The organism is Amycolatopsis sp. (assembly GCF_025464955.1).
Lineage (GTDB): Bacteria > Actinomycetota > Actinomycetes > Mycobacteriales > Pseudonocardiaceae > Amycolatopsis.
This window is the reverse complement of sequence record NZ_JAODNM010000062.1, coordinates 1-13123: the sequence shown is the minus strand read 5'-3', so window position 1 is coordinate 13123 and position 13123 is coordinate 1. Positions and strand designations below refer to the sequence as shown.

The 13123-nt window shown below is 65.8% G+C and carries 11 protein-coding genes and 1 pseudogene; 4 read left to right on the top strand and 8 right to left on the bottom strand.

Annotated elements, in window-relative coordinates:
• Positions 1 to 106 precede the first annotated feature (106 nt).
• On the top strand, positions 107 to 538 hold the full coding sequence (locus tag JWQ81_RS13655; RefSeq protein WP_297541312.1) for a hypothetical protein: 432 nt from the start codon (positions 107 to 109) through the stop codon (positions 536 to 538).
• A gap of 217 nt (positions 539 to 755) precedes the next feature.
• Here JWQ81_RS13655 and JWQ81_RS13650 read toward each other — a convergent pair whose 3' ends face one another.
• Positions 756 to 2027 carry a diguanylate cyclase gene (locus tag JWQ81_RS13650; protein WP_297541311.1) on the bottom strand — a complete coding sequence of 424 codons (1272 nt, stop codon included), beginning with the start codon at positions 2025 to 2027 and terminating at the stop codon, positions 756 to 758.
• Positions 2028 to 2293: 266 nt separating this feature from the next.
• Positions 2294 to 3538, bottom strand: a complete 1245-nt coding sequence (locus JWQ81_RS13645; RefSeq protein ID WP_297541309.1) for an MFS transporter — start codon at positions 3536 to 3538, stop codon at positions 2294 to 2296.
• 481 nt (positions 3539 to 4019) lie between these two features.
• Here JWQ81_RS13645 and JWQ81_RS13640 point away from each other — a divergent pair, with 481 nt between their 5' ends.
• The gene (locus JWQ81_RS13640; RefSeq protein ID WP_297541308.1) at positions 4020 to 4280 is read left to right on the top strand and encodes a hypothetical protein; all 261 of its coding nucleotides are present in this window, start codon (positions 4020 to 4022) and stop codon (positions 4278 to 4280) included.
• Here the strand turns inward: JWQ81_RS13640 and JWQ81_RS13635 are convergent.
• From JWQ81_RS13635 to JWQ81_RS13625, 3 genes are all read right to left on the bottom strand, one after another.
• Positions 4240 to 4653 (bottom strand): hypothetical protein, encoded by a 414-nt coding sequence (locus JWQ81_RS13635; RefSeq protein WP_297541306.1) that lies wholly within the window; start codon positions 4651 to 4653, stop codon positions 4240 to 4242. The two genes, JWQ81_RS13640 and JWQ81_RS13635, sit on opposite strands and share 41 nt — an antisense overlap.
• Positions 4654 to 5251: 598 nt before the next feature.
• Positions 5252 to 6265 carry an NADPH:quinone reductase gene (locus tag JWQ81_RS13630; protein WP_297541304.1) on the bottom strand — a complete coding sequence of 338 codons (1014 nt, stop codon included), beginning with the start codon at positions 6263 to 6265 and terminating at the stop codon, positions 5252 to 5254.
• A gap of 14 nt (positions 6266 to 6279) precedes the next feature.
• The gene (locus tag JWQ81_RS13625; protein WP_297541302.1) at positions 6280 to 6951 is read right to left on the bottom strand and encodes an enoyl-CoA hydratase/isomerase family protein; all 672 of its coding nucleotides are present in this window, start codon (positions 6949 to 6951) and stop codon (positions 6280 to 6282) included.
• Between the two features lie 537 nt (positions 6952 to 7488).
• Between JWQ81_RS13625 and JWQ81_RS13620 the strand changes: the two genes are divergently transcribed.
• The gene (locus JWQ81_RS13620) at positions 7489 to 8142 is read left to right on the top strand and encodes a TetR family transcriptional regulator (protein ID WP_297541300.1); all 654 of its coding nucleotides are present in this window, start codon (positions 7489 to 7491) and stop codon (positions 8140 to 8142) included.
• A 94-nt stretch (positions 8143 to 8236) separates the two neighbouring features.
• On the opposite strand, the pseudogene JWQ81_RS13615 reads toward JWQ81_RS13620, so the two are convergent.
• A pseudogene (locus JWQ81_RS13615) lies at positions 8237 to 10014 on the bottom strand (IS481 family transposase).
• A 284-nt stretch (positions 10015 to 10298) separates the two neighbouring features.
• Positions 10299 to 11171: a helix-turn-helix transcriptional regulator gene (locus tag JWQ81_RS13610; protein ID WP_297541298.1), complete on the bottom strand. Its 873-nt coding sequence runs from the start codon at positions 11169 to 11171 to the stop codon at positions 10299 to 10301.
• A gap of 160 nt (positions 11172 to 11331) precedes the next feature.
• On the opposite strand from JWQ81_RS13610, the gene JWQ81_RS13605 reads away from it, so the two are divergent.
• Entirely contained in the window at positions 11332 to 12138 is an 807-nt protein-coding gene (locus JWQ81_RS13605; protein WP_297541296.1) for an alpha/beta hydrolase, read from the top strand.
• 126 nt (positions 12139 to 12264) lie between these two features.
• On the opposite strand, the gene JWQ81_RS13600 is transcribed toward JWQ81_RS13605, so the two are convergent.
• The gene (locus JWQ81_RS13600; protein WP_297541294.1) at positions 12265 to 12864 is read right to left on the bottom strand and encodes a recombinase family protein; all 600 of its coding nucleotides are present in this window, start codon (positions 12862 to 12864) and stop codon (positions 12265 to 12267) included.
• Positions 12865 to 13123: the final 259 nt, after the last annotated feature.

The window sequence follows — 13123 nt, the reverse complement described above, 5'->3', positions numbered from 1 at the left end:
GCGTAAGCCTCGTCGGCACGCGCCCCTCGGTTCAAGATCGATCAGGACTCGATTCGGCGGCAATCCGCCTGCCTCACTCTCCAGGCCGACACCGTGGCCAGCTGGGTTGTTCGCCGTCCACTTGGGCGGGCAGACCCAGGCTTACCTCGAACCGGACCTGCTCCAGCGCGCCGACCTGACCAACCAGATCGCACCCCTGCTCCTCGCCGCCGTGACCCGGGCCGACGGCGAGGCCTCTCCTGCCAGCGACGACCCGGTTGTCCGCGCCTGGAACGACGGCACCGGCGGCCGGGGAGCCTCCCTCAGCGCGATGCGTCGACTAGTCGACGCGGCCCTCGTCGCCGAGTGGGGTGGCATCCCTGCGGGCGACGCTGTCGATACGGCCGACGGTCCGGCGGTGGTGGCCGCCCCGCAGTGGGTGTTCGACCACCGCATCCGTACGGTCAACGGTCCGCCGCAGTCGCACTTCGTCTCCCGAGCGGGGAGATTCGGTGTGCTGGAGTCGGCCTCCGAACCCGTGCCGGCACCTCGAGCCTGAAACCCCCGCCGGGCCCGGCGCGCACTAACGAGGTCGAACGAGACTTCCTGGGGCTGAACACGGCCGCGCCGCTGCGTTGCGCGGTCAGCGACAACCGGTGAAATACACCGTTCCAGGTTTGACGACAGCAGGCCCGCGAACTGGCGAATATCGCTGGGCGGGAAGCGACTTCGAGCCCTCACCGATCAGCTGCCTACGTCGTCGGAGTCGGCCGTTTTCAGGCGTCGGTCACGCTGACCACTCTGTTTCGACCGGCCGCCTTCGCCTGATACATCGCTGAGTCGGCAGCATCGAGAATCCGGTCGAGCGCCGTTCCCGCATGGGGGTAAGTCGCGACGCCGATCGATGCGGACAGCCCGGTGATGACGTCCGGTTGACCCGAGACATCGACCGAGACTTCGAGACGGGTGATCGCGGCTCGGACTCGCTCAGCGACGGCGCGCGCCCCTCTCTCGGGAACGTCGGGTAGCAGGACCAGGAACTCCTCCCCGCCGAACCGCCCGACCGAGTCGTAGTCGCGTACCTCGCCGCGGATCGCTCCCGCGACTGCCCGCAGCACCGCGTCGCCGGCCAAGTGGCCGTAGGTGTCGTTGATCCGCTTGAACAGGTCGAGGTCGACCATCAGGACGCCGAAGCTGGCCTTCGGCCGACGCTGGGCGCGGGCGAGTTCGCGGGTGGCCAGCTTGTGCCAGCCGGTGGTGTTGAACAGCCCCGTCTTCTCGTCGGTGACCACCGCGTCCTCGAGCTGCTTGACCAGCACGACCCGGTGCAGCAGAAGCAGCGGCGGCAGGACCACCACCACCAGGGCGGGCAGAGTGCCCAGCGCCAGGGCAGTCAGCACGCCCAGGCAGAGGGTGGAGACCTCCAGAACGTTGTCGCCCCAGCCGCCGAAGAGCGCCGCGAAGGATCGGGTGGTGATCTTCAGGCCCGGCAGGACCGTCACCGCCCCGACCAGGAAGTAGACGGCGGCAGCGAGCACGATCACACCGACACCGGGCCACACGTCCCCCAGCGCCGCGTACAGGGTGGGGATACCCGTGCGGGCCATCACGAACTGCGTGGCGTGGCAGGTGACGATCACGAGTGAAGCGTTGAACACGACGCGGAACGGGGGCACTTTCTTGATGCGGTACAAACTGCGGGTGGCCAGGTGCAGGTACAAAATCACGATCAGCGCCGTGACGAGGGCGGGAGGAAGGAGAAGGACTCCAGCGAACGTCCAGACCGAGGTCAGGTTGATGTGCGGGGTGTCCGACACCAGACGACGGACCCGCTCGACCTGTCGGCCGAGTTCAGCCTGTAGAACGCCCAATCCGGCGAGCGCGAGGAAGACGACGATGTCGCGGGTCCGGGTCGGTACGGTGATCGCGGCCGTGACCGTCCCAGCTACGGCGACGGATTCGATGAGCAGGCAGTACACGATAAACCGGCGGCGCTGCTCGGCGAGGTTCCACCGTCGGGGTGAGAGCGCATCACGAATACGCCCCATGCCTCGATCGGCTGTGTCAACCCCATCCATACTCATGGGTGGTACACCCCCTGGCGACTCCCACGCGACGTACTCACTCAATCACAGCCAGCGTCCGGTATCGACGGTTAGTACACGACTGGACGAACGAAGGGAGATATGGCCATGCGCAACCGCGAGAGCTGATCCGGGTGGGTCCCACGGCCACCTGAACGACCCGCCCACTGCCGGCTGAGACACGACGAAGGAGACGCCGTCATGCGCAACCGTGAAAGCTGACACTGACATCAGGCCTCACCCACACGGGAATTCTCCGACCGGCTTGCCCGGCTCCACCCCACCGCGATAGGCACGGCCACGAGCGCACCGACGAGGCCGGCCAGCGCCACGGTGTGAGCCGGACCGATCCGGTCCGCGATGATGCCCGCCACCAGAGCACCCAATCCCTGGACCGTGGTCAACCCGCTGGAGAGCAGCCCCGACCCCTGCGCACGCTGCGCGTCGGGCAGCCGGCGCACGAACGACGCGGTGCCCTGGATGTTGTACGCCGTCGCGAACAACCCGGACAGGCCGAAGAGAACCATCGAGACGATCAGCCCCGGTTTGAGGACGCAGAACACGAGTGGCACCCCGGCCAGGATGCCGAGCACCCCAATGACGCGGATCTGCAAGTGTTCGGGGACCCAGCTGAACACGATCCCGCCGATGACGCTGCCTACCGGGTCGGCGGCCATGATCAGGCCGACGGCGATAGCTCCCGCGGCCAGACTGTTGGCGTAGGGGGCGGCCAGGGCCTCGGGTACGACGTAGAACCCGGCCAGCCAGCACAATGCGATCAGGACCCGCAAGCCCGGATCGCGCCAGACCACCTTCGCGCCGACGACCGTGGATGCCAGGAACGAGGGTTTCGCCGCGGTGTTCGCTGACGCGGTGAGTGCGGCTGGTCGCCGCCGGACACCGGTGCGCAGCAGCACCGCGGAGACCAGGAACGTCGCGGCGTCCACACCGAGTCCCAATGGTGGGCTAAGTGCGGCCACCAGCGCGCCGCCGCCGGCGAACCCGGCGAGCTGCGCGGTCTGGATGGTGATGTTGCGGATCGCCATCCCGACGGAGTACTTCTCCCCCTCCAGCACGTCGGGGAGCATCGCCTGTTGCGAAGCCTTGAACGGCCCGTTGAGCAGTGTCGCGGCCGCGACCAGGACGCACAGCAACCACAGCGGCGTCCCCGGCAGGGCCATCGCGCCGATCAGGACCATGCGGGCGAGGTCGGCCGCGATCATCACGTCACGTCGCGGGTAGCGGTCGCCCAGCCCCGCCAGCAGGATTCCGCCGACGAGGGCGGGCACGAACGTCAGGGCGTAGGTCAAGCCGGTCAGCGCCGCGGAGTCGGTCCGCTGGAAGACCAGGATTGACAACGCGACACGGGCAAGCTGGTCCCCGGCCTGCGAGAACGCCTCCGCGGCCCACATCGCCCGGAACTCGCGCACAGCGAGAACCGACGAGAACGTCACACGACTCGACGAACGCGCCATGTCATACCTCCCCGGCCTCCCCAACCCAGGCTGCCCACCGTAACGACCCGAATGCGGGCTGTCATCACTTCTTGAGGTCTCGGTCAGGTCACAGTCGGGGAACGACATCGGTGCGCAATACCGACGTTCGCGATCCCAGCTCAACCAGCGTCATTGCTGGTAGTGATCGTCCCTGCGCAATCGAGAGCCTCTCGGCCGAGGTCACAGCGAGCTGCTGGGATCGGACAGTCCACCTTGCCGTGCGAACGTCTGCCTTCAGTGCAGGATAGAGACGTGAAGCTCGACTGGTCAGGCTCAGAGATCTCCGTCGCCGCGTGCAGGATCACGATCGCCTATCTCGATCGCGACCGAGCTGCATTGGAACACCAACTTTCCGAGGCCCCTCCTGACCTGCACTTCCAGCTGGCGCGGCTGATCGGGCTCCTGGGTCGACGGCATTCACGACGTGGTCGCGCCGAGCGGATTCGGCTGGGGTGGCGACATGACGCTGCTACACAAGCTCGTCGGGGGCGCCCTCGAGCCGATGGTGACCAGCGACGTGATGACTTTCGCGCTCGCACGTCTCGACGAGATCGACCAGTCACGTTTCGTCGAGCGGATCCCCACGTTCGCCGACGCCAGTATCGAGCTCCACCTTGCTGCTGCTTACGCGGTCGCGCTGACGAGCAAGGTCACGGAACCAGGCGAATTCCGCGAGACGCTCATCCAGCAAATCGCCGAGGACGGCGATCCATTGCAGTAAGCCATGGCACGGCTGCGCTCAGCGTCCACACGCGCCGGCGCAGTCCGTGCTGCAGTGCGCCGACGAGCTGGTCACGTTCGGCGTCGGCGGCCGCGAGTTCGGCGACCAACCGCTGATCGTTAGCAACGCGGTCGATCTCACCGGCATATCGGCTCTGGATGTCCTGGTGGGTCTGCTCGGAGGTGCGGTAGGTGGTCATGTGCGGGCGCAGCCAAGCAATCACCTCGTCATCGGCCGCGACCTCGACACCGAGTTGCAGCGCAACAACGTAGCGGATGAGGGCCTGGCCGTCGACGTAGTGCAGCACAGTTCCGTGGTAGAAGCCCTCGCCGACCCAAGCCAGCACCGCGTCCCGGGCGCCGACCGCGGCCATCCACCGCGACGGGCCGCCAGCGCGCAGGCCGCTGAGTATGTCGTCGACGATCCCGAGCTGGCCGGCGTCGGTGTCCCGGTCCTCGTCAGCACTCGTCGTCTCGTTCTACACCCGCACGCGGTCAGCCGCACTGCTGCCGCTTCGCAGCCAGAGCCAGAAGACTCGCCGAGGTCAATGCGCCGGACGAGCGCGCGTACTCGCCCAGCGGGCCGCGGGCTCCAGAAAGTGCCCATCGCACGATCCAGGAGTGCTTGCTACCTCCTATGGCGTCGGGATCGGCCGGCCCGTAGGTCGAACGCCTCGGCACACCGTCGCGAAGATCCGCAATGAGTGACAATCCCGCTACTGTCGTCGCAGTCAGAAGGCAGACGGACGGGGAGGTGGGCATGCAGGACGAACTCGAGCTCGCGGCGGGTGAGCAGCTGGAACATCGCCGAATACATCCGGCCGGGCAAAGCAGTCGAGCGGGCTCCGCTAGTCGAGCAGGTCCTGCGCGAAGAACGGCCAGCTGTGGCGCTGCTGCAGGAGATCTACGCGGCCGACAAGGCCGAGCTGATCACCTGCGTGCGCTCACTCGCGGACAGGTGCGGTTGCCCGGTCACGTCTCCGCTATGTCCAAAAGAACTTTGCCGACCGCTCCTTGTTCGACCGCGTCCTGCGCCACCGCAGCTTCCGCGAGGGGGAAGTGATGGATCGGGAGCCCAAAGTCCTCGCCGATGCGGAAGCCACCAGTGGCGATGGCCGCCGTCACGTCACTCGCCGCCCGCGCCAGTGCCCCGGCGTGCAGGGAGTACAAGACAAGGTACTGATATCGGAGGTTCTTGAAATAGGTTTCCAAAATGGGCACCGAGTATTCGTCGCCCCCCTGCATGGCATAGATCGACACGGTTCCACCGGTTTTCACAACAGCAAGGTCCAGTGCGTTATTCTGGGCTGGAGCGACCTCCACCACCAAATCCACGCCGTCGGGCGCGGCCGCGCGTACCGCGCTCTCGGCGTCGCCTTGCCGATAGTTGATCACATGGTGGGCACCAGCGGCCTTTGCCAACGATTCCTTCCTTATGGAACTCACCGTTGTGACGACGGTTGCGCCCGACCAGCGCGCTAACTGGACTGCGGCGTTGCCAACTGCGCCCGCACCGCCCTGTACCAGGACCGTCAGTCCGGTCATCGCGCCTGGCCCTAGACGCGAGGGGCCGCGATCGTGCACTGTCAGAGCACGATGCGCAGTCAGGGCTGGAACCCCGATGGAGGCACCAATGTCGAAACTCACTCCATCGGGTAAAGGAACGACGCGGCTGATGGGTTGCACTACATACTCAGCTGCTGTACCGAAAGGCTTTCCATGCTGAGCGAGAATCAGCCAGACGCGATCGCCAACCGCAAAATTGGCTACATGCGGCCCCACCGCGTCGATGACGCCAGCACCGTCTTGACCCGGCGTCACTTCATCGAACGGCAGCGGTCGGATTCGGAATCGCCAATCGGTGGGATTGACTCCGGAACGCATCAGGCGGACCCGAACTTCGCCCGGGCCGGGCTCGGGAATCTCGCGCTCGGCCAGAGACAGAACGTCGGAGGCGCCGGGGCGAGTGTAGACAATGGATCGCAAGTCGAGGCTCCTGACTAGAGACTAAGGTTGGGTTTGCCGTTACTGCCTCGATAGTGAAGGAAGTTGACCCATTCATATGCAGAGGCGGCGTCGAGGGTCAGGTTGAGCTGTTCGGCCACTCGTCTCTTCACAACACGCTTGGTCAGAGCAAGCGCATAGGCGGACTTCGCCAGAAGTTGACGAACCAGGTCGTCAACGACCTGATCCAGTTCAGCCGACGGCACTGCGTAATTGATCGCACCCATTTTGGCCAGTTCGGCGGCCGTATAGGGCTTCGCAAGAAACAGATATTCCATCGCTTTGGCCGGGAACATATGCAAGGGCACCAGCGCACCTCCGCCGCCACCCGGAACCGTGTCAAACCCAAAGATCTTCTGCAGGTCCATATGCACATCAGCCACTATCGCATTTTCCCTGGCGACAATCAGATCGCAGCCGAACATGATGCTTTGGCCGAACCCGATACAGTCTCCATTTACTCGAGCGATCACCGGCTTCTCCATTTCGGCCAGCGTTTGCTGAGTCAGCCGCACACCCTGAAAGCCTTTCCACATCCAATCCGGAAAGTCGATCGGCTCGGGATCGATCCGGTTGCCCTCTGCGTAGGGCGGAGCTGGCAGAATCCACGGCTTGCCGTCGTCGATGCCAGTGATGACTACAACTCTGACCGCATCATCCTCCCGCAATCGTGCGAGCGCCGGCCGAGGTCGAAGTGGAGTTCAGCTTGAGAGCCCTGCGCGCCGAGAACCGCTACTCGTTCTGTGGTCAACAACCTCACAGTCGCCACAGCCCTACTGATCTCCACTTCGACCGATTCGAACAACTCGTAACCAACGGACGCCCCCATGCGGCACCTCCTCACCTTCAGATTTCTTGAGTATCGAATGTCAGTGTTCACGCAGATTCAAGTCAGGCGGCAACAGCATCAGGAGTCGAGCATCGACCTGAGCAACTAATCGGACTTCCGCGTCGTCCAACTTCCCCCCGAGCGCACCAAAGCATGAGCGCAACGCGCTGTCTCGCTGCCGCCCGAGGCAGCGCTCGGTGAGGAGGACCGCCACGTCGCGTACCCGGCGGGCACGCTCCGCGTCCTCACGGTCGGACCCGCGGGCACCTCCGCATCAATCAGTCATCTATGTGGAAGAAACTGTTCCATCTTGCGCTCACCGTACCGCGGCCCGGGAGAAGATGGAAGCATTACTTCCGGATGCTACGCTCGAGGCATGGATGTGAAGCCGCTACGACGAGATGCGATGGAAAGTCGTGCTCGGATCATCAGCGCTGCGCGAGTGGTTTTCGCCGAGCATGGTTGCGAGGTGCCGCTGTCTGAGGTCGCTGCTGCCGCCGGGGTCGGCGTGGCAACGCTTTCGCGCCACTTCGACCGCGCGCAGCTCGTCCAAGCCGTCATCGAACAGCGCCTGCAGGAGCACGTGAACACCGCTGACGACGCGCTCGCGTTGGCTTCCGAAGAGGCGATCCTCTCCTACGTGCGGGGCCTATGCGCTCGCGGGCTCGTCGATCGCAGCCTGATCCGAACGTTCACACTTCCCCTGCCGGACTCGCAGATTGCGGGTCGCTTGCGTCGCCAGCTCCGACAGCGGCAACTGAAGCTCATTAGGGCTGGGCAGGATGCGGGCGCGCTGAGGGCGGGTGTGGTTCCCGAAGATCTTCTTCTCGTTCTCCTGGCTGTGCAGTGCAGCATGGAGAGCACGACTGGAGGTGCCGCGTGGCAACGTACGCTGGCAATCCTTCTTGCCGGGCTATCCGATGCCGCCACAGATCGCGAGTTGCCGAGACCCCCTCGGCTGGACGACCTCATTCAACCTGCCAACGGTCCACGACCGGGGCGACGGCCCAGCTCGCTCTCGAAATCTTGACACCAAGCCGTGCTGACTGACGCCCTGACGTGTGAGGTCTCAGGAGATGGTTGACGGTTTGTCGTCAGCACATGCTTGACGGGGACCTGGTGATCTAGCGGCGTTTTGACCAGGCCTTGGTCCGGGTGATCGGCTGGTTCGTCTTCCGGGGGTGGATGGCGAGTTCCTGTTCGCCGTCGAGGATCCGGAAGTGGGTGTCTTCGGCGATGATGGTGACGATCTTTCCGGCGTGGCTGGTGCCGACGCGGAGGCGTTGGCGGGCGACCATGACCACGCCGTCGCGTGGAACGCGCCGTTCGGCTCGCGGCGCTCGTCCCGACGGTCTGGCGGGATCGGGCCGTCGGCCTGACGAGCGCCGGTGAGGGCCAGTCGTTTGTCGAGGCTAATGACGTAGGGCCAGGACTTGACCAGGGCGCCGCCAGCGATGGCGTGCATGAGGTGCCCGTCTAGTCGCAGCGTGATGCGTTGCCCGACGAGCTCGGGGTCGACGGCGAACGTCTTGGTGTTGAAGGTGACGTAGCCGTCGCGGGTCACGACCCGGTCCACCTCGACGGCCGTGGCCTCGGGCAGGCGGGACCGTCCACGGCCCGCGCGGGGCAGGGCGGGCGCGGCCGGTGCCGGCCCGGCTGGTCGTGCTCCCCGCAGGAGCAGTTGACGCAGGTGTTCGTCGTGCAGGCGGGAGGTGACGCTCTTGAGGTGATGGCCGTCGAGGACCACGTGGATGCTGCGGTCGTCAGCCCAGACAGTCACCGTGCGGCCGGAGTAGGCCTGGCCGAGCCAGAGTTCTTGTGCACCACCGAGTTTGAAGTGTCCACTGGGAGGGACGCTCACCTCCCATTCGACCGCGGCTGGCGATCCGGTCGGCGGTGGCACGGTGTCCTCGACGATCGGCGTGTGCTCTGCGGCGGCCTCCAGTTCGAGGACAGACGCCGGTGGCACGGTAAGTGGTTTCGGGGCGCTCGGCCGGAACAGGCTGGCCGGGGTGGCCATGTCCAGCGCTTGGTGCGGGCGGGCGTGGTTGTAGCTGTGCACCCAGGCGTCAATGGCGTCCTGGGCCGCGTCGAGGGTGTCGAACGTCGTCACCTCGTCGAGCAGTTCCTCACGCAGCGTCTTGTGAAACCGCTCGATCTTGCCCGTGGTCGTGGGTGAGCGCCGTTTGGTCAAGCGCTGGCTGATGCCGTTCTCCCGGCATACCCGTTCGAACAGCACCTCCGCCGGGAACGGGCGCGTGAACCGGCCAGTGAACTGTTTTCCGTTGTCTGTCAACACTTCCGAGGGGACGCCGTAGCGGCGCATCGCGTCGGTGAACGCCTCGACCACGGCTCGTCCGGTAGGAATCACCACGACCTTGGCGATGACGATGAACCGGGCGTGGTCGTCGATGCCGGTGACCATCTTGCACTCGCGGCCGTCGGCCAGGAACACCCCTCCGACCAGGTCCATCTGCCACAGCTGCATCGGTGCTTCTCGTTGCCACCGCTTGTACTTCCGTTTGTGCTGCTGCTCCTGGACATTGATCAGTCCGTTGCGAGCGAGCACCCGGTGCACGGTCGCGCGGGAGGGTACCTTCTCGACGTCGCTGCGACCGAGTTCGTGGCGAACCCGGCGAGCTCCCCATCGGGGTTGCTGCCGCCGCAGCTCACAGATCAGCGCTTCCACCTCGGCATCGACGCGGGTCGGTGTCGTCTTCGGACGCCGCGACATCTCCTGCAAGCCCGCGACGCCATCCTCGTTGTAGCGGGTCTGCCAGCTATAGACCGATTGCCGTGACACGCCGTACCGGACGGCGACCTCGCTCACCGGCGACCCGTCGCGTACTTCCAGCACTGCCCGATACCGCTGCTCGGCCTTCCATGTGCCGGTCTCGCCCACGAGCCCTCCACCATGATCGGAAGGCGCAACAAGATCAACAACTCGGCGCTATGTCAAACGCGGTGTCAAGCATGTACTGACGACAAACCGTCAAGGAAGTCCTGAGACCACACAACGACAAATGGGGACCGTCTCGCTGCGATGGTGCAGGTAGCAGAGGTCGATCACGTCGACACCGAGCCGTCGCAGACTCGCCTCGCTTGCTTGCCGCACGTACGACGGGTCCGCCCGTACGTCGAAGCCGCCGGCGATCTCATCTCGCCATACCAACCCGAACTTGCTGGCTAGCTGTGGGGTGCCCGCTTCTGCTGCTGTCTTGCTGGAGCGTCGGTGAGGTATTCGGTGGGAGTGCATCCGGTCAGCGTGCGGAAGTCGCGGTTGAGGTGCGGCTGATCCGCGTAACCGCACCTCTGCGCGACGTCCGACCATGATGGCGGCATCGGCTGCGACAGCAGCGACGCGGCGTGGTGGAGCCGGGCGATGCGCGCCACGGTTTTCGGGGTGAGCCCGATCTGCTCCCGGAACCGGACGTTGAGGTGCTGGCGGGTCCAGCCGATCTGCTCGGCGAGCGTGCTGATGCGCAGGCGCCTTGGCGAGGCCATCACCAACTGCCACGCTCCTTGCACCGGCCTCGCCAAGGTGGGGCCGTGCAGGAGCCGGGCCGCCAAGTAGTTGTCCAGCACCCGGAAGCGGCCGGGCCAATCGGAGGTCTCGGCGATCTGTTCGCTCAGCAGGTGAGCGTCGGCGCCGAGCAGATCGCCGAGGCCGATGTTGGTATTGGCCAGTTCTCGCAACGGCAGGCCGAACAACGCATACGCCCCCAACGGCGTCATCGCGAGAATGATCCCGCGAGACGCACCGCCCTGTTCCAGCGTCAACGGCCTGTCCCGCAGTCCCGTCACCGGCGACGCCGGTAGATCCTGTCCCTGCTGGGGATCGGGGGCGGCCAGTCGGCGAATCGGCACTTCGAGGTCGATGGTCACCGTGACCACCCCCAGCGGCGCCACCCGCCAGGACATCAGCTCCATCCGCGGGTAGTCATGCGCGGTGTAGGTCAGCACGTGCGCGGCCAGGCTCGGGTGCGGCAGGCCGAAGACGCGTTGCGCCGGTGCCCGCGCGACTTCCCGGCGCGACACCACGAGCGTCCAACCGGGCATGCCCCACCTCCGACTTCGATCTTACTTTCGTCCAAGACGTCGGCGCAGCCGATCTGTAGCGTTCATTCCTCCGAGAGCAAGGTTTTCGCTGATGGCACGTAGTGGTGGATTCAAGAGCCCAGCGCGCAGGGACCGGTATTCCCTGGCGTACGACAGGGCGATGACCGAGTGTCCGGCGCCGGACGCCGTGCTCGATGTCGACACCCGGCACGGCACGACGCGGGTCTACCGATTCGGTCAGGGCGACGCGCCGCCGATCGTGCTGCTGCCCGCGCTCATGGCCACCTCCGCCTGTTACGCGTCACTCGTGCCGGCGTTCGCCGCGCACGGCCCGGTGTACACCATCGACACCCTCGGCGAGGCCGGTCGCAGCGTGCACACCGCCCCTTTCGCGGACATCCCGGACCGCGCGCGGTGCCTTGACGACGTCCTCGAGCGCCTGGAACTCACCGGCGTCCACCTCGTCGGCGGGTCCACCGGCGGGTGGCACGCGTTCAACCAGGCGATTCACGCACCAGGCAGGGTCGCTTCGATCAGTGTGCTGGACCCCACCACGGTGACGGCCGCGTTCTCCCGGTCCGTGCTCTGGTACGGCGCCTTGACCGCGATCCTCAACCGGGACTGGGTGTGGCGACGGTTCCTGTGCTGGTCCGCCGGCGAAGACATCATGGACCGCCCCGACGCCCGGCTGGTCCTCGCCGGGATACGCACGTACCGAGCGCGCGTTCCCTTTCAGGTCTGTCCCTGTGACGACGACATCCGATCCGTGCGGGTGCCCGTGTTGGCACTGTTCGGTGCGCGCAGTGTTGTCCACGATCCGATCGCCGCAGCGGACCGTCTTCGCACCCTCCTGCCTCGAGCCGACGTGGAAACGCTGCCGGACGCCGGTCACTACCTGTTTCTCCGGCCGGAAGACCGCGACCGGATCATCGATCGGGTACTCACGTTCGTTCACCGTGTGTCGTGAACCGCGGCCGGCGGCTCCGACTTCCGTCAAAGCCTCATTTGTCGCTCGCACTCTTCGACGCGGACGTCGTGGGCTTTGATGAGACTGACCAGATCTGCCGCTGTGCCTTCCTGCAGTGCCACGGCATCATGCCTCCTCGGCCGGCGCTGTAACGGGCGCGGGGACGCGGACGAGGGTGCGGTACACCGTGGGGCGGGAGATGTTAAACATCTCGGCGATCTCGACAACGGTGTAATCGCCGGAGTCGTGCATGCGGCGGACTTCGCGGGCCTGGCCGGGTTTGAGCTTGGGCTGTTTGCCCCGCAGTTTGCCTTTGGCCTTGGCGATGACCATGCCTTCGCGGGTGCGCTGGCGGATGAGGTTGGCCTCGAACTCCGCGACCACGGCGAGGATCTGCAGGAACATCCGGCTGAACGGGTCGTTCCAGTCGTAGACCGACGCGCCGAGCGCGAAGCGGACCCCGCTCTCCGAGAGCTGCCCCAGGATGGCCAGCGCGTCGGGGACCGACCGGGCGAGCCGGTCGAGCTTGGTGACGGTGAAGGTGTCGCCGGCGCGGACGGCGGCCAGGGCTTGGTCGAGTCCGGGGCGGGCGCGGTTGGTGCCGGTGAGTCCCTCGTCGAGGTAGATCCGCTCGGCGGGTACCCCGAGTCCGCCGAGTTGTTCGCGTTGCGCGGTGAGGTCCTGTTTGTCGGTGCTGCACCGGGCATAGCCCACGTTGACGCCCACCCGAGCACTCCTGTCACATTTAAGGTACCTATCCGTTACAGATAAATCGTACACCCTAAATGAGACGCGGCGGCCTGGGGTGACGTCGCGTTCTGTGAATGTCCGAAGTCGGGTGCACGGTGTCCGTTGAGGGATCCCCTGCTGAGGCAGTGCGACGCCGCCCAGGCCGCCGACGCTGTCTGAAGCTCAGCACCGCGAACCGGAGGTCGGATCGCAGTTCAACCGACCGCGGAAGTCACAGACCCATATCCGAGGCCCC